Below are 25,356 nucleotides of genomic sequence, written 5' to 3'. Positions count from 1 at the left end.
AGGTTAAAGAGATAATTAATTGCAGAAAAGACCCGCCGCTCAGCTGCCGGCTTTCTTTTGAATGATGAGCTTCTCGCCCTGCTTTTCCAGCATCAGGCGGTAGAGCTCGCGCAGGTTGGGGTACTGCGCGGCACCGTACACGGCCTGGCGCAGGGTCAGGCGGCTGGTGAGCGTTACCGCGCCCGGCGTGGCCGCCACGCTACACATAAAGCGGCCGCCGCCCTCGGGCAGGTCCACCACGGCGGGCCTGGGCACGGCGGCCAGCTCGTAGCCGGCCGGCAGCGTCAGGTTCACGACCAGCGTTTCTTCCTGCGGAATGCCGAAATCGACGGCAAAGGCCCGCTCCTCACGCCGAAACGGGTTTTGGCCCAGGCCAAACTCGCTCAGTGGGCTCAGGTAAATGGGGCCGGCGGCCGTTGCGCTTTCGGCGGGTTGCGCGAATTCGTAGTCTAGCAGCAGGGGCTTGTTCACGTTATCGGTCTGGGTCAGGGCGGGCCTGGTCAGCGTCCAGTTTTCGTGGCGCTGCGTGGCGGCGGCCAGGTATTTTTTCTCGCCCTGGCCGGCCAGCCGGGCGCGGGCCTCGGCACCGGCATAGCCGCCGTGCTCGTCGTGCACCTTGCCCGTGAGGCCACCCTGGGCATCCAGCACGAGGGCCACCTGCTGGTAGCGCACCCGGCGCAGGGCGGGGGCCAGGTCCACCCAGCGGCCGTCTTCGGGTTTTTTGGTGATGAGGCGGGCTACGCGGTTGAGGCAGCGCGGGGGCAGCACGCCGCAGGGCAGCAGGGGCTCGGTGGCGTCCAGCAGCAGGTCTTTGCCATCGGCCAGCGGCACCAGCGCGGCCACGTAGTTGAAGCGCTCCAGCAGCGGGTATTCCTTGCTCACGGAGCCGTGGTCGCGGGTGCTCAGCAGCAGCGGGTGGGCCTCGATGCCGGCCTCGCGCAGGGCCGCCAGCAGCAGCAGGTTCACATCGGCCGAGGTGCCGTGGTGGGCATCGTAGGCCTTGCGCAGCGGGTCGGGGGCGTAGTAGCGGTCGGTGCCGTCGTAGCGCACGGCGGCCATCACCAGCTGGCGCACGGCGGCGGCGCGGTCCGTCACGGCCGGGTATTTGGCGGCCAGGCCCTGCAGCTGGTCCTGCATAAAGCCGATGTGGCCCAGGCGGCCGCCAAACTCATCATCAGCCAGCAGGCGGGCGTTGATTTTCTCCCAGGTGCCGGTCAGGTCGTGGTAGGGCGCGTCGGGCCACTGCTCGCCGGTCAGCTCAAAATCGAGCCGGGCCACGTAGTCCCCGGCCGTGGTCATAAACGGCTCTTCGCTGAAGGCCGCCACGTCTTTCAGCGCCCAGATATGCTCCTCGGTAGGCGCACTCACGGTGAGGGTGCCCGTGGTTTGGCCGGAGCTCAGCCCCCCGCTCGCAGGCACTTTACTGTCCAGCAACAGGTTGGTCGAGCCCACCGAAGTCTTGTTCACGGCAAAAGCCTGCGCGCCCTGATAGATAATTTTGTAGCGGTAAAACACCGGAATGCTCACCCGGTATTCGCTCCAGCGCACCGGAATATCGCGCTGAAACGTCCAGTCCTGAAAATTGAAGAGGAAATCCGAAGTCAGGGTGTAAGCAAATTCCACCACCGAGCCCACCCGCACGTTGGGCAGCGTGAACTTTTGCACGCTGACGGTGGGCGTGCGCTTTTCCAGAAATGCGCCGCTGGTTTCGAGCCGGGTTTTCTCCACGGCGTTGTTCACCAGGTTATAAGTGAAGCCCCGCAGGTTCGATATCTTTTCCTGGTCGTCGTCGCGGTGGTAGAGCGGGATTTCAACCGTGGCGTACTCGTAGCCGGGCTTTTTGAGGATTTTGATGCGCGTCACCCGCTCAAAAATTACCTGAAACCCGCCGCCCTGGCCTTTCAGGCGCGAGCGGCCAAAGTCGCACAGTACCACAGCCGAAGCCGCACTATCGCCCACAAACGGCGCGGCCGTGAGCTCCCGGCTATCAATCACTCCGAACTTAATGGGTTCGTTCTGGGCGCGGGCCGAATAGCTGATAATCAGCAAAAGCGCCGACAGTAAGCCCCGCCAGCGGCTGGCGAGTAGAGATGCTTGCATGCAGAAAAAAGAATGGGATAGACAATCTTTGAACTGCTAAAACTACTGAAATTCAGTTAAAAATCATCTATTTTTCATCTTATTTCTCTAAATGAAATGGTGTAGGGGCGGCGATAAGCCCTACCGGGTACGCCTCCGCCCCTACACCACTTCCTCGGCCGAGGGCTCGGGGACTTCATCGGCCGCGGCCGAGTGGCCGGCTGGGCGGTCGGCGGGCACCCGCATCAAATACACCAACGCCGCCAGCACGCACGCCAGGCTGAGGCCGTGCACATAGGGCAGGTGCGTGGCGTGGTTGCTGAAAATCCAGCCCGCCGCCAGCGCGCCCAGCCCGATGCCGGCTTCGAGGGCGATGTACATGGTGGCCACGGCGCGGCCCCGGCGGGCCGGCTCGCTCAGGTCGATGGTCCAGGCGTAGAGGGTGGGCGAGTTCAGGCCCGTGCCCAGCCCAAATACCACCGCGCCCAGCAAAAACACCGGCACCGAGGGCGTGAGAACCAGCAGTACCAGCCCCAGGGCCAGCATAGCCGTGGACCAGCGCAGCACCGGCACCCGCCCGTACTTATCTGATGACTTGCCCGCAACCAGCCGCACCGCCAATGACGATATGGTGTAGCACAGATAAAACCAGCCCTTGTGCGAGCCCGTGAGGCCCAATAGCCGGCTCTGGTCGGGTATCACGGTGAGCACCGCTCCGAACGGAAACAGGCACAGCAGCGTGGTGAGGGCCGCCGGCAGCACCTTGGGCTCCAGCACTTCGCCCCAGTTCAGCTTCAGCAGCCCGAAGCTGAATTTCTCCCGTTGGGCCACCGGCAGCGTTTCGGTGAGGGTGCCCTGCACCACCAGCGAGAGCAGGGCCGCCGCGCTGGAGCAGTAAAACATGGTGTTGAGGGAGAACGTGGCCGCCACCCACGAGCCGAATGCCGGCCCGGCCGCCATGCCCAGGCTGCCCGTCACGCCCAGCAGGCCCATGGCCTCGCCGCGCCGCTCCACGGGCACGATGTCGGCGATGAAGGCGGCCGTGCCCGTGGGCTTGAAGCCCGTGCTGAACCCGTGCAGCAGCCGCAGCCCCAGAAACCCCGTGACCGTGAGCGCCCACGGGTAGAAAAACCCGCATACGAAGCACACCAGCGAGCCAAACACCATCACCGGAATGCGGCCCACGGTATCGGCCAGCTTGCCCGAAAACGGCCGGCTCAGCCCCGCCGTGAGCGTAAACAGGGCAATGATGAAGCCTTTGTACTCGCCCCCGCCCAGCCGGGTGAGGTGGTCGGGCAGCTCGGGCAGCAGCAGGTTGAAGCTGAGAAAAAACAGGAACGACGACAGGCACATGAGCCAGAAGCCGGTGGAGTAGGGGCGGGAAGCGGGGGCAGCAGTTGCGGGCATGGGTGCCGCAAAGGTCGGCAGGAATGGCCGGGCGGCAGCGGTGCGCCGGTTCCTGCGGGCCTAGCGGCAAGGTCTTGCGGTCCCGTTAGCAGCAGCCGCAGGTGCCCGGGCCTTGCTCCTGAATGGGAGGGCAGGGCACAGAGCCGTATGAGCAGAACACGCAGCAGTCGCCGGCCAGCGGTTTCAGCACGGTGCGGCAGCTCGGGCACTCGTAGAAATACTGGCAGGCATTGGTCGGCATCTGCTCGGAGTGCGGCTGCTGGCAAACCGGGCAGGTGAGTACGGAGGTGAGCGTGACCATGGGCGGCGTGGGCGACATTATCGGGTAGTTAGTGGCTGGTGGGGTTCAGAATGTGGTAGCCGGTGCTGTTGATGGCGCTTTCTACCTGGGCCGGCTGCGCCTGCGCTGCGTCGAAGCGCACTTGCGCGGTGGCCTGGTCGTAGGAAACGGACACGGCTTGCACGCCGGGCACCTGCTGCACCGCCTGCTCAACGTGCTGGGCGCAGGCCGCGCAGGTCATGCCCCCGATGCGATACGTGCGGGTCTGCCAAGTGGGGAGTGCGCCGCTGGTCGCGGACAGTGCTGCTCGGGCCTGGGGCCGGGGGTAAAGTATGGCTGCATAATAGGGAAACGTCAGCAGCGCCGCCGCCAGCACCGTCACCAGTCCCAAAAAGCCCCGGGACTGCAAAAAGGTCAGCTTTTGCGGGGCTGCGCAGCAGTCGGCCGCCGGCTTCGGCCGGAGCTGCTGGTACCAGGCCACGACAAACGCGGCCACCGTGAGCCCCACCAGATAGGGCCGATAAGGCTCGACCCAGGCGAAGGCCCCGGCGGCTCCGCTCAACCCACCAATTACCGCCAGCAGCGGCGTAATGCAGCAGAGCGAAGCCGCAACGGCGGCCAGCAGACCGGCCCCAAAAACAGACTTAGCGGAAGCGAGGGAAGCGTTGTTCATCGGGATAGCATGCGTTTAGCTGCCAGCCGGGGCCGGCAGCGTCCCGGCTCTTACTTCGGGCCGGGAAATTAAGCCGATTCCACTTGTTGCGCCGCATCCGAGGCGAAAGCTGCGCCCGTTGGCCGCCGCGCCGCTTTCGAGCCCATATTATCGGCTTCCCGTTCCAGGGTGGCGTCATCACTGACCCTCTGCCCAGCCAGCTGGGCGGTTGGCCGAACGCGGCCCTGCTGCTGTTGTACCACATGCCAGGCTTCGTGCGGCAGGTGCTGCTCCGGCCCCGGCGCTACGTGAATATCCGTGCCCTGCGCATAGGCCAACGCCTCCAGCTGTGCGGGCCTGGCCGAGTTGTAATGCACCCGCACCTCATCCAGCGAGTAGCCCGAGAGGCTTTCTACGCCTGCTTTGAGCTGGTCGGGCAGGCCTGTGGTATTGCGTTTTGGTGGGCTGGGCTTCTTCATGCTATCCGGAGCTGGTTAAAACTTGCTGGGGTCTTTGCCCTTGGCCTGCATGGCCTGTTCCAGGTCGGCAATCATGGCTTTCACCTTCGCGTTGGTGCCGGCCAGCATCTCAAACCAGAGTTTGTCGCGAAAGCCTTCGGGCGGGGTGGCTTGTTCCAGCGCCCCCATCGAGCCATCGCGGGCCACGGGGCCGTTGGTCAGCAGGTTCTGATGCCTGAAGCCGGTCATGACGTACTTGTAGCGGCCATCCTTCACGTAAATGGTTTGGGTGTGCACCACGAAACCCATGGGCGTGCCGTGCGAAAAAAACAGGATGCCGCCCTTGGCCAGCAGCTTGCCCTGCTCCTTGTCCTTGATTTGCACCACGTCGTTGGCCGACTGGTAGGTTTTGGCCATCCACTCCAGGGCGCGGTCGTAGAGCTGGTTCTGGGTAGCGCCGGGCACTTCCACCACGCCCTCGTAGGTGACGTGCCGGGTTTGCTCATCGAGCGGGAGCGGGGTGCCATCGGCCAGCCTGGGTACCGCCGTCGGCCCCAGCGCATCGGGGTCGATGAGCTGCCTGCTGGCGGCCAGAAACAGAAACCCCGTGCGCTTCACCACCAGCCAGCGCGGCGAGTAGCGGCCCACTACCGTGACCGTTTCGTTGGGGGCCAGGGAGGTGCCGGAGGCCCGCGCGGTATCGGCCGGGCTGCGGTAGAGCAGTACCCGCTCACTGCCCGCCCGGTAGGTTTTGGGCGGGTCGGAGGCGGGGAGCTTCTGGGCAACCACGGCCGCGGGCAGCAGCAGGGCCGCCAGCAGCCCGATGGATAGCAATCGATTCATGCAGGGAAAGAAGATAAGTCGGGGCTGCTGATAGGGGCGTGCCCCGGCTGAGGGACCAGGGAGGTAAAAAAGCAAGGAGCTGCTTTGCACGCCGGCCCAAAAGGCTGCCGCTGGAAATGATGGAGCAAGATAAGGCCGGTTAGCGTATTGCGGGGCGTCATCTGGCGCGAGTTTAGCGCTGTTTAACTCGTGACGGTTTTTCGGGCGAGGCTGTGCCTCGCAATAGCACGAATCGCCAGTAGAAGCTTATGTCCACAGTGCCAAATTGCCGCTGGCGCAGCCCCACGTCATGGCTGGTCACGAGTTATGCTCCGCGTAAACTCGCGCGAGTCAAGGGTTGGTACACGAGTAACGCTACGCCAAACCAGCGCCGGATGTGAGGGCAATGAGTGCTGGATTTGGCATCGATTTCAGTGCCAACACTGATGCAATTCAGCTGGTGTGGAGGGTATTTTTACGAACACTCCAACCCTTTTTACTCTTGAGCGATGGAACAGCCAATAATCCCCGTGCCGGTACAAGTCCCCATAGGTTCAGTCGTGGCTTTTGCCGGGCCCACCAATAAAATTCCAGAAGGCTGGATGGTCTGCGAAGGGCAAACGATGAATTCAGAAGGTTACCACGACCTATTTCAGCAAATCGGCACCTCCTGGGGCGGCGATGGCGCGCCCAACTTCTATCTGCCCGACTTGCGCGGGGCATTCCTGCGGGGCGTTGATAATGGCAAAACGGCCAGATACGACCTCGAACGGGAGAAGCGGGTTGCACCCCGGCAAGACGCAAACCCGAACAACGGGAATTCCGGCATCAACGTGGGCTCGATGCAGGCCTTCAGCACGGCAAAACCAAGCGGCGACCCGTTCAAAACCAACGTTGCCGGTGAACACAGCCACGGTGGTATAATAGGTCAGGGTCCTGGTCCTCATGACCATGGAGGCGAAGTGCTCTCTCCTGACTTAGCCATTGCTATGCCAGTAGCAGGCAACCATGAGCATACCATCACTGCTGGCGGCGACCAGGAAACCCGGCCGGTAAACGCCTACGTGTACTACATCATCAGGGTGAAATAAAGCTCGCCCGGCAATGCACGCTCATGAGGCATGAGTGCTACAGCAGTTGAGCTATGTGGCGTTTGGCTACTGACCGCACAAGTTTAGCGCCGCGTAGTAACGCATGCCAGGTGTGGGACGGACAAGGCACAAAAAAGCCCCGCGCGGCAGGGCCGGCGGGGCTTTGGGTACTGCGAACCGATGCGGTTAGGTCGTCAGCGTGGCACGGTGCGTGGCAATGCCGGCCTTCACGGTGTTGAGGGTGGCAATCTGGGTGCTCACCTGCTCGGCATCCACGTCGGCCAGGAAACGGGTGAGGCCCGAGCTGAGGCGGTTGCGCTTGGTGAGGCGGGTTTGCTGCACCACGAGGGCTGCGCGCTCGTCGGTGGTGGTTTCAAGCAGCTCCGCGTCGATGCCGGGGGCCGCCAGCACGGCATCGGCCGAGGCAATTTTGGCGTTCACCTTGGCCAATTGCGACGTGGTATCGGATTTTGCACGGGTGGCCCGGTCGTCGGCCAGCTCGCCCACGGCATCGCGGGTAGTGAAGGTTTTGAGCTCGAACTCAACTTCGGCGGTGGCGGCGTCGCACAGCGCCCGGTCGGTCAGGGAGGAGTAATCCAAGGCCATAAATAAGGTTGGGGAAGAAAAATGGGGTTGAGAATGGGCCAAAGCTAACGGCACTCAGGAGGGGCAGAAATGACCAGTGTCATTTCTGAAAATGATACTCGTTGTCCCCGCTGAGCAGTGCCGACTACCTGCCCGGCCCCTCCGGCGCCGCCACCAGCGCCGCCGTCTCGGCCGCCAGCCCGGCCAGCCGCGCCCGCAGCAGGTGGGCCCGCGTGGCAGCCTCGGGGGGCAGCGGGCGGGCCTGCCGCGTTAGCCAGTCGGCCAGCCAGGCGGGGCGGCCGGGGTTGTCGGGGGCCGGAATGGTTTCGGCGGCGGCTTGCAGCAGGGCGGGTAGGGCCTGCGCCCAGCGAGTCGCCACCCGGGCGCGGGCCTCGATGGCGGCCAGCTCGCGCCCCAGCTTCGCCGCCTGCTGCGCGCACACCCGCCGCCGGAAATCCAGCTCCGCCGCCTCGGGGGCGGGCAGGGCGGGCTGCACTTCGGCGGCTGGGGTAGCGGGCGCATCGGCCGGCGGCAGGTGCGGCAGCAACGGGCGCAGGGCCATCAGCACGTCGGACGTAAGGTTGCGCCGGCCCGCCTCAATGGCCCCCACTAGCTCAGGACTCACACCCAGGTACAGGGCCATTTCATTTTGTTGCAGCCCAAACCACACCCGCACGCGGGATAGCAGGTTGGTCGAAGGAGTAGCGCGACGAGGCATGTGTACGGTATTATTGTAAAATGAAAAATACCGTACAGATTCGGAATAGAAAGTGTACGGTATTTTTTTATTTTGCAATAATACCGTACAGGTTTGATGCATCTGTGGTTTCCGGCGGGCTGTGACACGAAGAAGCCCCAGCCGCTGGTGGGGTTGGGGCTTAGGCTACTTCATTGGATGCATGATGCCGTATCTGGCGCGAGTTTAGCGCATCGTAACTCGTGACGGTTTTTCGGGCGAGGCTGTGCCTCGCAATAGCACGAAGCACTAGTGGAAGCCTGTAGCCACAGTACCAAATTGCCGCTGGCGCGGCAGCGGAGGCACAGCCTCCGCGTCATGGCTGGTCACGAGTTACGCTCCGCTAAACTCGCGCCAGTCGAGGGCCATAACTTGCGGCTCCGCTGGTGCCATCTTCGTCGGCCAAACTGCGATTAGCCCGTCTACTTCGCCCCTTGTTGAACCCGCCTAACCCGTGCCGCGACCACCCCGGCCAAAACCCCGCCCAGCCCAAGCCGCAAGGCCCGCCCCATGAAAATCCTCCTGAATTGCCTGTTGTTTTTCAATCTACTGTGTTTCCTGCTCTTCTTCCTGGATAAACGCAAAGCCCAACGGGGCCAGCGGCGCATTGCCGAAAACACGCTGCACCTCGCCACGCTGCCCGGCGCGGCCCCCGGCGCGTGGGCCGCAATCTGGCTGCTGCACCATAAAAACCGCAAAGCCGCTTTCTGGGGCATTACCCTGGGGCTGACGCTGCTGCAAGGGGCAGTGCTCTATTTCACGTGGCCCTATTTTCAGGCAACGCTTTAAACGGGTCAACCGGCTGCCTGCGGGGAGTTGGCGCATGCAGCAGCGCCCGCATCGGTGGAATCATTCGTACCAAGGTTGGGGCCGATAGCGGCTTTCGGCGGGCCGTGCCATGCAGATGCCCCAGCCGCTGGCGGGGCTGGGGCTTCTTGGGAGTATTGTGGGTGGAGCGTATTGGTTGATTGGTTTGTAAGATAGATTAATTCAACAATTGCTAGGGCTGAACATTGGTAAAAATACCTGTCGTAATGGCGCTGCTAGGGTCGCCAGCAGCGGGAACTCCTGCGGAGGACAGTGCCGAAAAGGTGCCAGTAAACCCACCGCCAGGGATGTCAGCCAGTGTGAAATTGACATTGGTTGAGTACCACCTGCTTTGCGGGTAGGCCCCATTGTTCAGAATAACTCTGGAAAGTCGATAAGCGGAGGTGGGGTCGCCGGTTTGCTTGACGAAGTTAAATAAGAGTGTTTCTGCTCCGGCTTGCGGTACAGGAATGGTGAGGAGTTGTAATTCCAGCACATCGAAGCTACCAAGTGGGGAAGGAGTACCAGGATGTATATACACTTTCGCGTTGCACGTTTTGGCACTGCCATCCAGTACGTAACTCCCGGTATTCGGGGCAGGAGCTGCAGCTGGAGTTTCCTTTTTGGAGCAACCAACTACCCCAACAAGTGACATCATCACTAAGAAACGAATAGGGCTGCTGAAGTAAAGCACTGAGGTGTTAAGTAATTCGTGGATGGATGTAAAGCTAAGGGGGGCTAAAATGATGTCGCAATATATTGGCTTGCAGTAAACTTCCCCTGCCAAAACGGCCGCCCCCCAAACCCGGCCCCAAGCTTGCCCCAGCCCGGGCCATGTTTGAATTCCTGAAATCCATTTCCGCCAAGAATCCCAACGGCGGGCGCGGCCCCGAAAAGCCCGCCGTGAGCGTGCGCGAGCGGGTATCGGCCCTGCGCCACCTGCCCGCCTTCCTGAAACTAATCTGGCACACCAGCCCCGGCCTGGCGCTGGGCAACATCGCGCTGCGCCTGCTGCGGGCGTTTCTGCCGCTGGCCACGCTCTACATCGGCCGCCTGATTATCGACGATGTGGTGGCCCTCACCAAGCTGCCCGCGGCAGCGCGGCAGCTCACGCCCGTGCTCACCCTCGTGGCGCTGGAGTTCGGCCTGGTGCTGCTGGCCGATGCCCTGGGCCGCGGCGTGGCCCTGCTCGACAGCTTGCTCGGCGACCTGTTCGCCAACCAGTCGTCCATCCGCCTCATGGAGCACGCCGCCGAGCTAGACCTCGACCAGTTCGAAGACAGCACCTTCTACGACAAGCTGGAGCGCGCCCGCCGCCAAACCCTCTCCCGCACCGTGCTCATGAGCCAGGTCCTCAGCCAGGGCCAGGACTTCGTGACGCTGCTGCTGCTGGCCGGCGGCCTCGTCGCCTTTCAGCCGTGGCTGCTGGGGCTGCTGCTGCTGGCCGTGGTGCCCGCCTTCCTCGGCGAGTCGCACTTCAACGAGCGCAGCTACTCCCTCTCGCACTCCTGGACGCCCGAGCGCCGCGAGCTTGACTACCTCCGCCAGACCGGCGCCAGCGACGAAACGGCCAAGGAAGTGAAGATTTTCGGCCTCTCCGATTTCCTGATAACCCGCTTCCGCGAGCTGTCCGACGACTTCTACCGCCAGAACAAGAGCCTCGTGCTGCGTCGCGCCAGCTGGGGCACGCTCTTCGCCGCCATCGGCGCGGCCGGCTACTATGGCGCATACGTCTACATCATTGCCCGCACCGTGGCTGGGCAGATTTCGCTGGGCCAGCTCACCTTCCTGGCTGGCTCGTTTGCCCGGCTGCGGGGGCTGCTCGAAGGCATCCTCAGCCGCTTCAGCTCGGTGGCCGACGGGGCCTTGTATCTGCAGGATTTCTTCGACTTCTTTGCGCTGCGGCCGCGCATCGTCACCCAGCCGCTCTACGGCGAGCGGCCCATTCCCTTCCCCCGGCCCATTAAGCAGGGTTTCGAGTTTGAAAACGTCGGATTCCAGTACAAGAATGGTACAAAATGGGCCATTCGCAACCTGAGTTTCACTCTGCAAGCCGGTGAAAAGCTGGCGCTGGTGGGCGAAAACGGGGCCGGTAAAACCACGCTGGTGAAGCTCCTGGCCCGCCTCTACGACCCCACTGAAGGCCGAATCCTGCTCGATGGCTACGACCTGCGCGAGTACGACCCGGCCGAGCTACGCCGCGAAATTGGCGTCATCTTCCAGGATTTTGTGCGCTTCCAGCTGCCGGCTGGCCAAAACGTGGCCGTGGGCCGCATTGAGGAGCGCCACAACCAGCCCCGCATCGAAACCGCCGCCCACCAGAGCCTCGCCGATACCGTCATCGCCAAGCTGCCCGGCGGCTACGACCAGATGATTGGCCGCCGCTTCAACGGTGGCGTGGACCTGAGCGGCGGGGAGTGGCAGAAAATCGCCCTCGGCCGCGCCTATATGCGCGACGCCCAGCTCCTCATCCTCGATGAGCCCACCGCCGCCCTCGACGCCCGCGCCGAGTACGAAGTCTTCCAGCGCTTCAAGGAGCTCACCCAGGGCAAAACCGCCGTCCTCATCAGCCACCGCTTCAGTACCGTCCGCATGGCCGACCGGATTCTGGTCATCGAAAACGGTCAGTTTGTGGAAATCGGCAGCCACGAGGAGCTGCTGAGCCGGGGCGGGCGCTACGCGGAGCTGTTTGCCTTGCAGGCCGCCGGGTATCGGTAGAAGAAGGAAGCGGGGTAGTGGAACGTCATAAAAGGACGTCATGCAGAGCGCAGCGAAGCATCTTTACCGCGCAACGTAATCCAATCAAAAGGATTAGTGGTGGCGGTAAAGATGCTTCGCTGCGCTCTGCATGACGTTCTGGGTTTTTTTGAATAAGCCCTCGGCACCACCCACCCGCTACCTTGCGGCCGTCCCGGCCGTTTTCCCGTATCGCTTCCACCATGCCAAAACTCACCGATTCCGATAAAGCCCGGCTGTATCTGATATCCAAACTCCCGCCGTTTGCCCCGAAAGCGGCAGTCGTGCCGCCCGCGCCCGTGCTGCGCATCGTCATCATCCGGCACGGCGAGAAGCCGCCCGAGGGCGATAATCTTTCCTGCGCCGGCCTGAATCGGGCGCTGGCCCTGCCCGCCGTGCTCAATCAGCTCATGCTCTCGCCGCCCAACCTCACCTTCGTGCCCGTCATCGGCACCAACGACAAGGACACGACCCGCGTGCGGATGCTGCAAACCGTGATGCCCTACGCCGTGCAACACAACCTCACCATCAACAGCGACTTTATGGTGGAAAACACCAAAGCCTTTGCCCGGCAGCTGCGGAAGCTCCGGGGCACGGTGCTGGTGGTGTGGGAGCACGATAACATCGTGGAAATCACCAAAGACCTGGGCCTCGAAAACGTGTCGGACTGGCCCGATACCGATTTCGACAGCATCTGGACCATCAGCTTCAGCGGCGGTGGGGCTAAGGGCAAAGCCAAGCATCCGGTTTTGGCCAAAAGCCGGCAGCACATCCGCCCTTCGGCAATTTGCCCGGGCTAAGCCTGGCATGCCGGTCCGGGGAGCTTGGCGGGCGCGAAGCCCGGCCGGCCAGAGCAGGCGCTGCGCCGGGCAGCTCGTGATGTAAGCTGCCGGTTGCCGAGTAATCGGGGCTGGCAGGCCGTGGGGCGGATGTTCATAATTTTTTCGCCGGGTGTAAGCGCCTAAGTGCCTAAGGTTTCGTAAATTGGTAATTCCATCGCCTCACGAGAATTCCCTTAGTCATGAAGCCTGTTACTACATTATTGGCACTCGTCGTGCTGGCCCTCACAGGCTGCATGGCCACCCGCGAAGCCCGGGTTGATTCGGATTATAGCTACCGGGGCAATTTTCGCCACTACCGTACCTACGATTTCGTGACCGGCACCGGCCTCACCTCCGACAGCAGCGCCCTGGGCCAGTCGGTGCGCGAAGCCATTCAGCAGCGCTTCCTGGCCCAGGGCTACCGCCGGGCCAAGCGCCGGCCCGATATGCTGGTGAATTTCCGGGTGTATCAGGGCGATATGAAATTCCACGGCTTCCAGCAGGAAGACCTCAGCCAGTGGATTAAGCGCAACATCGAGGAAACCGACGACACGCCCAAGGAAGAGCGCCAGGGCTACGAGCCCATCCGCTTGCTACTGGCCGAGGGCACGCTTCTGGTCACCCTCATCGACGTGAAAACCAACCGCGCCGTCTGGAACGGCTACGCCTCGGGCGTGACCGTACCCGAAGGCCCCATGGGCGAAGTTGTGCTCCGCCGCTCCGTGCGCTCCATCCTGGACCGCTACCGCATTTTCACCGAAGAATTTGCCAACGGCACCGTCCCCAACAACGAGGCCAGCGACACAGACCGCTAAGCACGAGTACCCCGAAATTTTATTTCGGGCCGTGTGAACGATGACGTTCCGACAACAATGATGTTCTGACGGGCCGAAATAAAATTTCGGGGTACTCGTGCCTAGTGCCTCGCCCGCCGCACCTGAATCAGCTCAGCCGCGATGCTGATGGCAATTTCCTCTGGCGTCTGGCTCTGGATGGGCAGGCCAATGGGGCCGCGCAGCCGCGCAATCTCCGCTTCCGAAAAGCCTTCTTCCCGCAGGCCCCGGCGCAGCTCAGCTATTTTGGCCACGCTGCCCATCACGCCTAAGTAGTGGTAGGAGCGGCGCAGTAAATGGCGCAGCACTACGGCATCGGTGCGGTAGCCCACGGTCATCACCACCACGTACCGGTGCGGGCCGGCAGGTACTTCGGCGGCCACCTTTTCGTAGTCGATGACGCGGCGGTGGTGCGCCGCTTGGTTGCTTTCGAGCGTGGGCAGGTTGGGCCGGTCGTCCAGCACGGTTAGCTCAAAATCGAGCGCCGCCGCCACGTTGGACAGCGCCAGGCTGACGTGCCCGCCGCCCACGATGGTAAGTTGGTCGCGGAAGCCCAGCCGCTCGCGGTAGCGCCACGCCGCGCCCGGCTGGTAGTTGTAGAAATGGGTTGATTCCGTTTCCGTTGCAACTTCATCAGCCAATTCAGAAGCCGTGGCGGCGGGAAGAAACCGGAACCCATGAGCCGCGCTCAATTCCAAAAAGCCGCCGCTGAGCGTTTGCAAAGCATTTCCGATGGCGGATACGGTCGCTAAGTCGTTTGCAGTCAGGGGCCAGAGCAGCACGTCCTGCTCGCCCGAGCACATCATGCCGGAGCGGTCGGCCGGCGCTTCCCGCCGATGAATCTGGGGTCGCAGCAGCGGTGTGATTTCGCCGGTTTGCAGGCGCTGGCGGGCCAACTCCACAAACTTGTGCTCCATAATGCCCCCGCCGATGGAGCCGGCCACGGTATCGGCCGTCACGGCCATCTTGAACCCCTGGCGGCCGGGACTGCTGCCCTCGCTACGCAGCACGGCCAGCAGGGCCACGGGCGTGCCGGCCTGCTGGCTGGCAGCGGCGAGAGTCCAAACGGGCAGGTCGCGGGGCGAGGCGGGCATCTTACTTGTTCTGGGCGCCCTGATTAATCCAGCACGCAATCAGGTCGCGCTCCTCCTGCGTAATCTGGGTTTTGTTGTTCTGGGGCATCGTCTTGGTAACGACTACGCGCTGCATGATTTTGTCTTTCAGGCGAATGATGTCTTCCGGCGTGTCATACACCACGCCGTTAGGCGGTGATTTGAACACGTCGTCCGTCGGGTGCGCGGAGTGGCATTGGATGCAGCGCTTCTGCACAATCATGTTCACCTGGCTCATCGTCACCTGCTCGGTGCAGGCGCTGCCGCCGGCCGCGCTGCCCGACTGGGCCGGCGGGGCCGTCACGAACACCACGCCCAGCAGCAGAGCCACGGCGGCGGGCAGCACCCACACCGCCGTATCGGTCTGATGCTTTTCGCGCAGGTTCAGCCAGTGTTTCACGCCGGCCGTGCCCAGCGTGATGGCCGCCAGAATGGCCCACGGATATGAGTGCCCAAAAGTGCTGGGAAAGTGGTTGCTGACCATCACAAACAGCACCGGCAGCGTGAAGTAGTTGTTGTGCAGCGAGCGCGCCAGGGCGTTTTTGCCCAGCTGCGGGTCGAGCGGCGTGCCTTCGGTGGCAGCCTTCACCATGGCCTTCTGGGCTGGGATGATGGTGAAAAACACGTTGCCCACCATCAGCGTGCCCAGCATGGCCCCGAAGTGGATGTAGGCCGCCCGCGCACTGAACACCTGCGCATAGAAAAACGCAAACGCCGTAGCGATGATAAATCCAGTGACAATGAACCACTTGCTGCGTACCAGCGCCGTGCGGCACAGTCCGTCATAAATCAGCCAGGCCGCTACAAACGAGCCCACGCCAATGCCCACGCCCGCCAGCGGCGAAATATCCAGCACGCGCGGGTCAATCAGCATCGAACTGGCGTTGAAATAATACACCACAAACAGCAGGCTGAACCCCGAAAGCCAGGTAAAATACGCCTCGTACTTAAACCAGTGCAAGCTTTTGGGAATGACCTTTGGGGCCGACTTATATTTCTCCAGATAATAAAAACCGCCGCCGTGCACGGCCCAGAGGTTGCCGGCCAGCTCCTCGCGCACGTTGTCGGTGCGGTTGAGGGCGTTTTCGAGGAATACGAAATAGAACGACGCCCCAATCCAGGCGATGCCGAAGGTGATGTGCATGAGGCGCACCACGATGTTGAGCCATTCCAGAATGTGCCCGGCCCAGGGCGTATCACGCGCCAGCACGTAGGCGATGCCCACCGCCGCGATGACGGCCAGCAGAATCAGTAGGTAAGAATAGCCTTGCAGCGTAGAGCCGCCTTCGCCCACCACGCCGCCATCGGGCCGGGTTTTGGCCACGCGCTGGAGGGCGAAAATGACGCCCAACAGCAGCAGAAACGCCAGTATCAGGGAGAGCAGGGTAATGTATTGAAGCATATGGTAAGCGGGTAATAGGGGAATTTTGGGTAGAGGGAGTAGGGAGTATCAAGGAAAAACCTGGAACGTCATGCTGAGCGTAGCCGAAGCATCTCGCGTGCCGCAACTAAATCTTTTCATTGACCGATTAGATGTTCAACGATTAGATTACTACTGCACGCGAGATGCTTCGGCTGCGCTCAGCATGACGTTCTTTCAAAAGGATGCCACCATGTGGCCCCTGCCAATTAATTAAACCGGGAAAAAGCCCCCAATTTAGCGCCAAATTCCCTACTCATGTCAACTCTTGCTTTGCGCAGCCAGCGCGTCGTCACGCCTGAAGGCGAGCGCGCCGCCACCCTCCTCGTCGAAAACGGCCGTATCAGCGCCGTGCTGCCCCATGATGCCGACGTGGCCGGCGCCACGCTCATCGATGTCGGCTCCCACGCCATCCTCCCCGGCGTGATTGACCCGCACGTTCACATCAACGAGCCCGGCCGCACCGACTGGGAAGGCTTCGATACGGCCACCCGCGCCGCACTGGCCGGCGGCCTCACCAGTTTGGTAGATATGCCGCTGAACTCCGCGCCAGTCACCACATCGGTGGCCAATTTAGAACTGAAAAAAGCCGCTACGAAGGGCCAGTTGCACACCAACGTGGGCTTCTGGGGTGGCGTGGTGCCGGGCAATGCCGAGGAGATTGAACCGCTGATTGCGGCTGGCGTACTCGGCTTCAAGGCCTTTCTCACGCACTCGGGGATTGATGATTTTCCGAATGCCACGGAGGATGATTTGCGGCGGGTGATGCCCATTCTGGCGCGGTATAAGTTGCCGCTGCTGGTGCATTGCGAGCTGTCGGAAGACAACGACGAGTGGAAAAAAAACGACCACCGCTCGTACCCGAACTACCTGGCATCACGCCCCAAAAAGTGGGAGGACGATGCCATCGCCATGATGATTCGCCTGTGCGAGGAGTTTAATTGCCCGGTGCACATCGTGCATTTGTCGTCGGCCGATTCCATTGCGCCCATTGCCGCCGCCAAGGCCAAGGGCCTGCCGCTGACGGTAGAAACCGGCCAGCACTACCTCTACTTCAACGCCGAGGACATTGCCGACGGCCAGACGCAGTTCAAGTGCGCCCCACCCATCCGCGAGAAGGCGAACAACGACCAGCTATGGGCGGCGCTGCAGAGCGGGGTTATTGATTTCGTGGCCACTGACCACTCACCCGCGCCGCCCGACTTGAAGCAGCTCGAAAACGGGGACTTCACGACGGCCTGGGGCGGCATTGCCTCGCTGCAATTTGCCCTGCCGGTGCTGTGGACGGCCGCCCGCCAGCGCGGAGCCAGCTTGTCCGATATTGTGAAATGGCTGAGCACGAACCCGGCAAAGCTGGCCGGCCAGAGCGGGAAAAAAGGTCAAATCGCGCCCGGCTTCGATGCGGATTTAATCGTTTTCGACCCCGAAAAGAACTTTGAGGTGAGCGAAGACATGATTCTGCACAAACACAAAGTGTCGCCTTACATTTGCCAGGAATTGGCGGGCGTGGTGGAATTAACTTTTCTCAAAGGCGAACAGGTTTTTCAGCGCCCCAATTTCACTCACCTCAACCACGGCGAATTTTTAACCCGGTAGCGGAATGCAGCAGGAATACACGGCACGCGCTGAGCGAATTATGCAGCGCATCAACGAGTTGGCGGCCATCAGCGAAGACGCGGATGGCGTGACGCGCACCTTCGGCACGCCCGCCTTCCTCGAAGGCCGCGACCTGGTGCAAAGCTGGCTCGAAGCCGCCGGCCTGCCCACCCGCGTCGATGGCATTGGCAACCTGCGCGCGCGCCTGGAAAGCCCGAACCCCGATGCCAAGACCTTCGTGCTGGCCTCGCACATCGATACGGTGGTGAACGCCGGCAAATTCGACGGCCCGCTGGGCGTGCTCATGGGGCTCGATTTGCTGGAAAACCTGCTGGCACAAAAAGCCGAGCTGCCCTTTCACATCGAGCTGATTGCGTTTAGCGACGAGGAAGGCGTGCGCTTTCACACCACCTACTTGGGCAGCAAAGTGGTGACCGGGGCTTTCGACCACGCCCTGCTGGCCCGGTGCGACGAAGCCGGCATCTCCCTAGACCAGGCGCTGGTGGCCATGGACGCCGATGCCTCGCAGCTCACGCTGGATGCCATTCCGGCCGCCGAGTGGCTGGGCTATTTTGAGATGCACATCGAGCAGGGCCCGGTGCTCTGGGAACGGAACGTGCCGGTGGCTCTGGTGACGGCCATTGCCGGCCAGCAGCGCGTGGAACTGACTTTTAAAGGCATGGCTGGCCACGCCGGTACCGTGCCGATGAACATGCGCCAGGATGCCCTCTGCGCCGCCGCCGAGTTCGTGCTCATCGCCGAGCAATTTGCCCAGGCGCACGGCCAGGGTTTGGTGGCCACGGTGGGCAAGCTGGCCATCAGCCACGCCGCCAGCAACGTCATTCCCGGCGAAGTAACGTGCAGCCTCGACCTGCGCAGTCCCGACGAGCAGCAGCTGGCCCAGGCCTACGACTTCCTCCGCAGCCACGCCGAAGCCTTGGCTGTGCAGCGCAACGTGGTGCTGGAGTGGAAGTTGATTCAGCAAACCGCGCCCGTCGCCTGCGATGCTAATCTGAACGTTTTGCTGGCTCAGGCCATCGCCGACAGTGGCTACGAAACCATCCCGTTGGTGAGCGGCGCGGGCCACGATGCCGTGCCCGTTTCTTTCGTGGCGCCCGCTACGATGCTATTCATTCGCTGCTACAAAGGCATCAGTCACAATCCGCTGGAGAATGTAGAACTGGCTGATTTGGCCGCCGCCATCGCCGTGGCCGACCAATTCATCACCCTTCTCCGCACTCAAAATCCCACCCGTTAATATGGAAATGTCCGCCCTGACGCGCTCAGTTGTGAAGCGCAACCACGCCATCATCGCCCCCGATGGCTACATCAACAGCAACGTGCCCGGCTGGACCGGCTGCACCACCAACGTCATCATCAACGAGCAGATGGGCGCGCGCCTCTGCCAAACGCTCATCACCCTCACCGAGGCCGGCAATGTGAAGGGCGAAACCGAGGCTTCGCAGATTTTCTTCTACGTGGTGCAGGGCGGCTGCACGGCCACCGTGGGCGGCGAAACCCGCACGCTGAAAGTGGGCGAGTACGTGTATGTGCCCGTAAGTCAGACTTATGAATTCAGTCAACCCGAAGCCGGCACGCAGCTTTTGACCTTTCATAAAGTGTATGAGCCGCTGGCCGGCCACGCCACGCCGGGCATCTTCTGGGGCGAGCGCGACTACAGCAAAGCGCCCATCTACATGAACGACGAGGCCCTGCGCATCCAAGAGCTGCTGCCGAACGTGCCGGGCTTCGATATGGCCGTGAACATCTTCACCTACGGCATCGGCGGCAACCTGCCCATGGTGGAAACCCACATCATGGAGCACGGTCTAATGTACCTTGAAGGCCAGGCCATTTATATGCTTGACCAGTGCTGGTACCCGGTGAAAAAAGGCGATTCCATCTGGATGGGGCCGTATTGCCAGCAGTGGGCCACGGCCATGGGCCAGGAGCCGTCGGTTTATATCTATTACAAGAATGTAAACCGGTTTCCAACGATGGTTTAATTATATCACCATGGGAAATTGGCCGCCCGAGGAATTTTGGTTTGACTTGTCAAGCGCAACAGACGGTAAGTATCTGTGTGCAGAGGTGTATTACGCCAAATTTTATATCTGCGCTATTGATACTGAAATAGGTGAATTCAGTGTCAGTTTTCACAACCACGCTAGTGTCAACTACGGTCTGCCGGACTCTATTACCATCAATTTAAATGAATTCATAGCTACGCTGGAAGAAGCTAAAGTGGAGCTGCTGAAACGTTATAATGGAATAAATGACCCTCTCTGAACTCAATAATCTTCCCAAACCCGCCCTCGCCGAAGCCCTGCAAAAGTGCTGCGGCTCGACTGCCTGGGTGAAAAATATGCTCGCCGCCTTCCCCGTGTCCGATGCCGAAACGCTGATGGACGAGGCCAACACCGCGTGGAATAAGCTGGACGAAGCCGACTGGCGCGAAGCCTTCACCCACCACCCCAAAATTGGCGGCGATGTGGAAGCGCTACGCGCCAAATTCGCCAGCACCAGCACCTGGGCCGAGGGCGAGCAGGCCTCTGTGAAACAGGCTTCGCAGGAAACGCTGGAAGCGTTGGCGACTGGTAATGAAGACTACGAGCGCAAGTTTGGCTACATTTTCATCGTGTGCGCCACAGGCAAAACGGCCGACGAAATGCTGGCCCTACTGCAAGCCCGCCTCACCAATGACCCCGCCGACGAAATCCTTATCGCCGCCGGCGAACAGAACAAAATCACCCGCCTTCGCCTCGAAAAACTCCTCGCCGCATGAGCCAGATAACCACTCATATTCTCGACACCACCAAGGGCAAGCCGGCGGCCAATGTCAGCATTGCGCTGCTGCAACAAGTGGGGGAGGACTGGCAGGAAATTGCGCGCGGCAAAACAAACGCCGATGGCCGTATTCCCGACTTATTGCCGAAGGAAAAACAGGTGGAGTTGGGGGTGTATAAAATGAAGTTCTACACCCAGCAATATTTCGCCCAAGACGGCACGGCGAATTTTTATCCCTTCGTGGAAATCGTGTTTAACGTGGCTGAAAACGCGCATTACCACGTGCCGCTGCTGCTGAATCCATTCGGGTATTCCACCTACCGCGGCTCGTGAGAACGATGTAGCGCGAAGCTCCAGCTTCGCGTTTCGTCCGCGCCATTACCACGATTATCGTTCAACGACACGCGAAGCTGGAGCTTCGCGCTACATCTTAATTCCCACCATGAAACTCAGCTTACCCGAATCCGACAAAGCCGCCCTGCTCGACCAGCTGGGCGCGGCCAATATCAAATTCCAGCACACCTACCCCGGCGACCGGCCCGACCGCCAGCCCGTGCATACCGTGTACGGCGGTGCCAATCTTTTCAAGGCCGATACCTGCGTGAAAATGGGCGAAATCGCCCTCAACAACCTGCTCACCTACGCTCCCAATTTCGTGGAGCTGGCCCGCGCCCTCCAGTTTAAAAACCACGAGCACCTGCCGCACCTCGAAGCCGACGTAGCCGCCCTGACGGCGAAACTCGACGCCATGAGCCCTGAGGACCGCAAGCAGGAGCCCGCCTGGCTGGCTTACTCGGTCTACAATAAAATCGTGGCGAAGCTGAAGCGCGAGGCCGTGGAAGACTTCCGCGTCGATTTTGAAGATGGCTTCGGCAACCGGCCCGATGCGGAGGAGGACGAAACCGCCGTGCGTGCTGCCAAGGAAGTAGCCAAAGGCATGACGCAGGGCACGCTCTCGCCGTTTATCGGAATCCGCATCAAGCCCTTCACTGAAGATTTGAAGCAGCGTGGCGTGCGCACGCTCGACATTTTCCTGACCGCATTGCTGGCCGAAACCGGCGGCAAGCTGCCCGACAACTTCGTGGTGATGCTGCCCAAAGTGACCATCCCGGAGCAGATGACCACAATGGTGCGCCTGTTTGAGCTGCTGGAAAAGGCCAACGGCCTGGCCCCCGGCACCCTCAAAATGGAGACGATGGTGGAGGCCACCCAAATCATCATGGACGAGGAGGGGCGCAACCCACTTATGCGCATCATCCGGGCCAGCGAGGGGCGCTGCATCGCGGCCCACTTCGGCACCTACGACTACACCGCCAGCTGCGGCATCACGGCCAAGTACCAGACCATGGGCCACCCGGTGAATGACTTCGCCCACCACATGACCAAAGTGGCGCTCGGCGGCACCGGCATTTTCCTCTCGGATGGGGCTACCAACGTGATGCCCATCGGCCCGCACCGCGGCGACAACCTGACGTTTGCCCAGCTGCGCGAAAACCGCGAGTCGGTACACAACGCCTGGCGGCAAGCGTACCACCACAGCACGCACTCGCTCATCAACGGCTTCTACCAGGGCTGGGACCTGAACCCCGCGCAGCTGCCGATGCGCTACGCCGCCACCTACAACTTCTTCCTCAGCAGCTACGACGACGCGGTTTTCCGTCTGAAAACCTTCGTGGAGCGCGCCGCCATTTCTACCCTTACCGGCGACATCTTCGACGATGCCGCCACCGGCCAGGGCCTGCTCAACTTCTTCCTGAAAGCCCTGAACTGCGGCGCCATTTCGGAAGAGGAGATTTTGGCGACTGGCCTGACGCTGGAAGAGGTGCAGACCCGCTCGTTCTTCCGCATTCTGGAAGGACGTCGCGCCAAAGCAGCGAAGTAGCCAGCCGGCATGCGCAAAGCCCCCGTCGCCTTGGTTCCTGCTACGCGGGGACTGGGGCAACGGGGGTTTTTGTTGGCGCAAGGACTTAGAAGCGAGACTGCACCACCGCGTACTGCTTCTGGGGCCGGGCCAGGCTTTCGGTGAAAAGCTTGTTGTATTCGGCTGCTTTGGTCTTGCCGTATCCCTTTTCAAGCAGTTTCAGGATGTCATAGCTGTGGCCATGCAGCACGGGGTCCATGATAAACATGTAGGAGTATGTGCCGTCGGTTTCGGGCCGGTACGCATTCAGAACGCGCGTCTGACGGAAAGTGCGCTGGTCGGTGGCGCTCATCTTCGCCGCCAAAGGCCAGAAAAGCTCGTTGACAAACCGCTCGTACTGGGCGCGCTTGTCGGGCTTCACCGAGTTCACGATAACCCAGACCGTATCGCCAGTAGTGGCCATTGCGCGAGCGGACGGCATTTTCTGCGCAACCGCGGCCGGCGCAAATATCAGGGAAAGAGCCAGGACGGCGCTAGCTGCGAAGAGTTGACGTAGTTGCATGTGAGCGAAAGTGTTAAAGTGAAAAAATATGTTGGCGGGGTGCCCTGAGGCAGCAGTAAACATATGTTGTATAGGTGAATAATAAAATATTTAACCCAAAAAATTATATTGTTCCAATCGCAGTGCCGCTGGCCAACATACTGACTGCCAGCCAGGGGTAGGCCGTAAACGTTTGCGCAGAAAAGCGTTGGTTTCGGACCATTATGGCGGGAAGTTTACAGCTGATTCCAGCTTCCTCAAATCCCACCCGACTGCGCTTTATGAACCGAAAACCCCTGCTGCTGGCCCTGGGCTGCCTGCTGGCCACCACGGCGCACGCCCAGAAAAACCTCTACCACAAGGGCTGGGTCGACTTCAACAAAAACGGCCGGCGCGACGTGTACGAGGATGTGATGCAGCCGCTGGAAAAGCGCGTGGACGACCTGTTGGCCCAGATGACCCTGGACGAAAAAACCTGCCAGATGGCCACGCTCTACGGTTTCGGGCGGGTGCTGAAGGACGAGATGCCCACGCCCGGCTGGAAAAACGAAGTCTGGAAAGACGGTATCGCCAACATCGACGAGGAGCTGAACGGCGTGCGCAATACCCCGAAAGCCGCCAGCAAATACACCTACCCGTTCAGCCAGCACGCCGTGGGCATCAACAACGTGCAGCGCTGGTTCGTGGAGGAAACGCGGCTGGGCATCCCCGTCGATTTCACCAATGAAGGCATCCACGGGCTGAACCACGACCGCGCCACGCCCTTGCCGGCGCCCATCGGCATCGGCAGCAGCTGGGATAAGGCCCTGGTGCGCCGCGCCGGCGAAACCGTGGGTCGCGAAGCCAAAGCCCTGGGCTACACCAACGTGTACGTGCCCATTCTGGACCCCGCCCGCGACCCGCGCTGGGGCCGCGTGGTGGAGTGCTACGGCGAAGACCCCTTCCTCATCGCGGAGCTGGGCAAGCAGATGGTGCTCGGCGTGCAGGGCCAAGGCGTGGCCGCCACGCTCAAGCACTTCGCCGTGTACAGCGTGCCCAAGGGCGGGCGCGACGGCAACGCCCGCACCGACCCGCACGTGGCGCCGCGCGAGCTGCACCAGCTGTTCCTCTACCCGTTCCGGCGCGTCATTCAGGAGGCCCACCCGCTGGGCGTGATGAGCAGCTACAACGACTGGGACGGCGTGCCCATCACCGGCAGCCATTATTTCCTCACCGAGTTGCTGCGCCAGCAATACGGCTTCGATGGCTACGTAGTGTCCGACAGCCGGGCGGTGGAATTCATCTCCGAGAAGCACCACGTGGCGCCCGATTTCCTCGACGGCACGCGCCAGGCCGTGGAGGCCGGCCTGAACGTGTGGACCAACTTCTACACCCCCGCCACCTACATCAACAACGTGCGCGAGCTGGTGAAAACCGGCCGCCTGGCCCAGGCCACCGTCGATGCGCGGGTGCGCGAGGTGCTGCGCGTGAAATTCCGCCTCGGCCTCTTCGACCAGCCCTACGTGCCCGACCCCCGGCAGGCCGACAAAACCGTGCACACGCCCGCCGATGAGGCCTTCGCCCTGCAAGCCAACCGCGAATCACTGGTCCTGCTGAAAAACGAAAACGCCCGCCTGCCCCTGCAAAAAAGCCAGCTCAAAAACCTGCTCGTAGTAGGCCCGCTGGCCGATAATCCCGACCCCGCCATCAGCCGCTACGGCCCCTCGAACAACCCCGTCACCACCGTGCTCAAGGGCCTGCAAGCGGCCGCCGGCCCCGGCCTCACGGTGCAGTACGCCAAGGGCTGCGACGTGGTGTGCCCCGGCTGGCCCGATACCGAGCTGGTGCCCACGCCCCTGAGCGCCCCCGAGCAACAGGGCATCGCCGAAGCCGTGGCCAAAGCCCAGGCCGCCGACGTCATCGTGGCCGTGCTGGGCGAAGACGACAAAACCGTGGGCGAAAGCCTCTCGCGCACCTCGCTCGAGCTGCCCGGCCGCCAGCAACAGCTGCTGGAGGCCCTGCACGCCACCGGCAAGCCTGTGGTGTTGGTGCTCATCAACGGCCAGCCGCTCACCATCAACTGGGCGGCGCGCCAGGTGCCGGCCATTCTGGAAGCGTGGTTTCCGGGCCCGTCGGGCGGCACGGCCATCGCCGAGGCGCTGTTTGGTAACTACAACCCCGGCGGCAAGCTCCCCATGACCTTCCCCAAAAGCACCGGCCAGATTGAGTTCAACTTCCCCTTCAAGCCCGCCTCCCAGGCCGACCAGCCCATCGGCGGCGACCCCAACGGCGGCGGCAAAACCGCCACCAACGGCCCCCTCTATCCCTTCGGCTTCGGCCTGAGCTACACCACCTTCGCCTATTCCAACCTCCAGATAACGCCCCGCGAAGCCGCCCCCAAAGCTCCCATCGAAATTGCGGTGGACGTGGCCAACACCGGCCCGGTAAAAGGCGACGAAGTGGTCCAGCTCTACCTGCGCGACAAGCTCAGCACCGTCATCACCTACGACAGCCAGCTGCGCGGCTTCGAGCGCGTGAGCCTGGCCCCCGGCGAGAAGAAAACCATCCACTTCACCCTCCGCCCCGACGATTTGGCCCTGCTCGACCGCAACATGAACTGGGTAGTCGAGCCCGGCGAATTCGAAGTGCTGGTCGGCAGCTCCTCGACGGATATTCGGGCGAAGCAGACGTTCGTGAGCAAGGCGGAGTAGCTCAGCGCTGCCCAACTCCTTCCCCAAAGCCCTGCGCTGCGA

General features: G+C 61.8%; 25 protein-coding genes. 13 read left to right on the top strand and 12 right to left on the bottom strand.

Going from position 1 to position 25,356, the window contains the following annotated elements:
* Nucleotides 1-39 precede the first annotated feature (39 nt).
* The 6 genes from ACYU70_RS09050 to ACYU70_RS09025 all read right to left on the bottom strand — a co-directional run bounded on the left by ACYU70_RS09050 (nt 40) and on the right by ACYU70_RS09025 (nt 5,719).
* Nucleotides 40-2,100 carry a DUF3857 domain-containing protein gene (locus ACYU70_RS09050; protein WP_342298660.1) on the bottom strand — a complete coding sequence of 687 codons (2,061 nt, stop codon included), beginning with the start codon at nt 2,098-2,100 and terminating at the stop codon, nt 40-42.
* A 141-nt stretch (nt 2,101-2,241) separates the two neighbouring features.
* The gene (locus ACYU70_RS09045) at nt 2,242-3,486 is read right to left on the bottom strand and encodes an MFS transporter (protein ID WP_342298662.1); all 1,245 of its coding nucleotides are present in this window, start codon (nt 3,484-3,486) and stop codon (nt 2,242-2,244) included.
* 85 nt (nt 3,487-3,571) lie between these two features.
* Complete coding sequence (locus tag ACYU70_RS09040; protein WP_425293331.1) at nt 3,572-3,805, bottom strand: GDCCVxC domain-containing (seleno)protein; 234 nt, start codon at nt 3,803-3,805, stop codon at nt 3,572-3,574.
* Between the two features lie 10 nt (nt 3,806-3,815).
* A complete protein-coding gene (merTP, locus tag ACYU70_RS09035) occupies nt 3,816-4,439 on the bottom strand; it encodes a mercuric transport protein MerTP (protein ID WP_342298664.1) in 624 nt (207 codons plus the stop codon).
* Nucleotides 4,440-4,507: 68 nt separating this feature from the next.
* Nucleotides 4,508-4,897: an eCIS core domain-containing protein gene (locus tag ACYU70_RS09030; protein WP_342298666.1), complete on the bottom strand. Its 390-nt coding sequence runs from the start codon at nt 4,895-4,897 to the stop codon at nt 4,508-4,510.
* A 15-nt stretch (nt 4,898-4,912) separates the two neighbouring features.
* On the bottom strand, nt 4,913-5,719 hold the full coding sequence (locus ACYU70_RS09025; RefSeq protein WP_342298668.1) for a DUF4468 domain-containing protein: 807 nt from the start codon (nt 5,717-5,719) through the stop codon (nt 4,913-4,915).
* Nucleotides 5,720-6,207: 488 nt separating this feature from the next.
* Between ACYU70_RS09025 and ACYU70_RS09020 the strand changes: the two genes are divergently transcribed.
* Nucleotides 6,208-6,789: a phage tail protein gene (locus ACYU70_RS09020; protein ID WP_342298669.1), complete on the top strand. Its 582-nt coding sequence runs from the start codon at nt 6,208-6,210 to the stop codon at nt 6,787-6,789.
* 186 nt (nt 6,790-6,975) lie between these two features.
* Here ACYU70_RS09020 and ACYU70_RS09015 read toward each other — a convergent pair whose 3' ends face one another.
* Both ACYU70_RS09015 and ACYU70_RS09010 read right to left on the bottom strand, forming a co-directional pair.
* Nucleotides 6,976-7,395 carry a hypothetical protein gene (locus ACYU70_RS09015; protein ID WP_342298670.1) on the bottom strand — a complete coding sequence of 140 codons (420 nt, stop codon included), beginning with the start codon at nt 7,393-7,395 and terminating at the stop codon, nt 6,976-6,978.
* Nucleotides 7,396-7,519: 124 nt separating this feature from the next.
* Entirely contained in the window at nt 7,520-8,092 is a 573-nt protein-coding gene (locus tag ACYU70_RS09010) for a helix-turn-helix transcriptional regulator (RefSeq protein ID WP_342298671.1), read from the bottom strand.
* 528 nt (nt 8,093-8,620) lie between these two features.
* Here ACYU70_RS09010 and ACYU70_RS09005 point away from each other — a divergent pair.
* Nucleotides 8,621-8,899, top strand: a complete 279-nt coding sequence (locus ACYU70_RS09005; protein ID WP_342298673.1) for a DUF1294 domain-containing protein — start codon at nt 8,621-8,623, stop codon at nt 8,897-8,899.
* Between the two features lie 211 nt (nt 8,900-9,110).
* Here ACYU70_RS09005 and ACYU70_RS09000 read toward each other — a convergent pair whose 3' ends face one another.
* Nucleotides 9,111-9,611 (bottom strand): hypothetical protein, encoded by a 501-nt coding sequence (locus tag ACYU70_RS09000; RefSeq protein WP_342298675.1) that lies wholly within the window; start codon nt 9,609-9,611, stop codon nt 9,111-9,113.
* 140 nt (nt 9,612-9,751) lie between these two features.
* On the opposite strand from ACYU70_RS09000, the gene ACYU70_RS08995 reads away from it, so the two are divergent.
* The 3 genes from ACYU70_RS08995 to ACYU70_RS08985 all read left to right on the top strand — a co-directional run bounded on the left by ACYU70_RS08995 (nt 9,752) and on the right by ACYU70_RS08985 (nt 13,289).
* Nucleotides 9,752-11,635, top strand: a complete 1,884-nt coding sequence (locus ACYU70_RS08995; RefSeq protein ID WP_342298678.1) for an ABC transporter ATP-binding protein — start codon at nt 9,752-9,754, stop codon at nt 11,633-11,635.
* Between the two features lie 221 nt (nt 11,636-11,856).
* Nucleotides 11,857-12,453 (top strand): histidine phosphatase family protein, encoded by a 597-nt coding sequence (locus ACYU70_RS08990; protein WP_342298680.1) that lies wholly within the window; start codon nt 11,857-11,859, stop codon nt 12,451-12,453.
* 221 nt (nt 12,454-12,674) lie between these two features.
* Complete coding sequence (locus ACYU70_RS08985) at nt 12,675-13,289, top strand: DUF4136 domain-containing protein (protein ID WP_342298682.1); 615 nt, start codon at nt 12,675-12,677, stop codon at nt 13,287-13,289.
* 101 nt (nt 13,290-13,390) lie between these two features.
* On the opposite strand, the gene ACYU70_RS08980 is transcribed toward ACYU70_RS08985, so the two are convergent.
* Entirely contained in the window at nt 13,391-14,401 is a 1,011-nt protein-coding gene (locus ACYU70_RS08980; protein WP_342298685.1) for an XdhC family protein, read from the bottom strand.
* Nucleotide 14,402: 1 nt separating this feature from the next.
* The gene (locus ACYU70_RS08975) at nt 14,403-15,821 is read right to left on the bottom strand and encodes a urate hydroxylase PuuD (protein ID WP_342298688.1); all 1,419 of its coding nucleotides are present in this window, start codon (nt 15,819-15,821) and stop codon (nt 14,403-14,405) included.
* A 276-nt stretch (nt 15,822-16,097) separates the two neighbouring features.
* On the opposite strand from ACYU70_RS08975, the gene allB reads away from it, so the two are divergent.
* The 7 genes from allB to ACYU70_RS08940 all read left to right on the top strand — a co-directional run bounded on the left by allB (nt 16,098) and on the right by ACYU70_RS08940 (nt 22,104).
* Nucleotides 16,098-17,435, top strand: a complete 1,338-nt coding sequence (allB, locus tag ACYU70_RS08970; protein WP_342298691.1) for an allantoinase AllB — start codon at nt 16,098-16,100, stop codon at nt 17,433-17,435.
* 4 nt (nt 17,436-17,439) lie between these two features.
* Nucleotides 17,440-18,693 carry an allantoate amidohydrolase gene (locus tag ACYU70_RS08965; protein ID WP_342298693.1) on the top strand — a complete coding sequence of 418 codons (1,254 nt, stop codon included), beginning with the start codon at nt 17,440-17,442 and terminating at the stop codon, nt 18,691-18,693.
* 1 nt (nt 18,694) lies between these two features.
* Nucleotides 18,695-19,441: a (S)-ureidoglycine aminohydrolase gene (allE, locus tag ACYU70_RS08960; RefSeq protein WP_342298694.1), complete on the top strand. Its 747-nt coding sequence runs from the start codon at nt 18,695-18,697 to the stop codon at nt 19,439-19,441.
* Nucleotides 19,442-19,451: 10 nt separating this feature from the next.
* A complete protein-coding gene (locus tag ACYU70_RS08955; RefSeq protein ID WP_460615966.1) occupies nt 19,452-19,724 on the top strand; it encodes a hypothetical protein in 273 nt (90 codons plus the stop codon).
* Complete coding sequence (gene uraD / locus ACYU70_RS08950; protein ID WP_342298696.1) at nt 19,711-20,220, top strand: 2-oxo-4-hydroxy-4-carboxy-5-ureidoimidazoline decarboxylase; 510 nt, start codon at nt 19,711-19,713, stop codon at nt 20,218-20,220. Before ACYU70_RS08955 ends, uraD begins: the two co-directional genes overlap by 14 nt.
* Nucleotides 20,217-20,555 (top strand): hydroxyisourate hydrolase, encoded by a 339-nt coding sequence (gene uraH, locus ACYU70_RS08945; protein ID WP_342298698.1) that lies wholly within the window; start codon nt 20,217-20,219, stop codon nt 20,553-20,555. Before uraD ends, uraH begins: the two co-directional genes overlap by 4 nt.
* A 109-nt stretch (nt 20,556-20,664) precedes the next feature.
* On the top strand, nt 20,665-22,104 hold the full coding sequence (locus tag ACYU70_RS08940) for a DUF6986 family protein (protein ID WP_342298700.1): 1,440 nt from the start codon (nt 20,665-20,667) through the stop codon (nt 22,102-22,104).
* An 85-nt stretch (nt 22,105-22,189) separates the two neighbouring features.
* Here the strand turns inward: ACYU70_RS08940 and ACYU70_RS08935 are convergent, their stop codons facing one another.
* Nucleotides 22,190-22,546, bottom strand: coding sequence for a hypothetical protein (locus ACYU70_RS08935; RefSeq protein WP_342298702.1), 357 nt, complete (start codon nt 22,544-22,546; stop codon nt 22,190-22,192).
* Between the two features lie 359 nt (nt 22,547-22,905).
* On the opposite strand from ACYU70_RS08935, the gene ACYU70_RS08930 reads away from it, so the two are divergent.
* Entirely contained in the window at nt 22,906-25,314 is a 2,409-nt protein-coding gene (locus ACYU70_RS08930) for a glycoside hydrolase family 3 N-terminal domain-containing protein (protein WP_342298704.1), read from the top strand.
* Nucleotides 25,315-25,356 lie beyond the last annotated feature (42 nt).

Source organism: Hymenobacter segetis (assembly GCF_054776495.1).
This window is presented reverse-complemented; position numbering and strand designations above follow the sequence as displayed.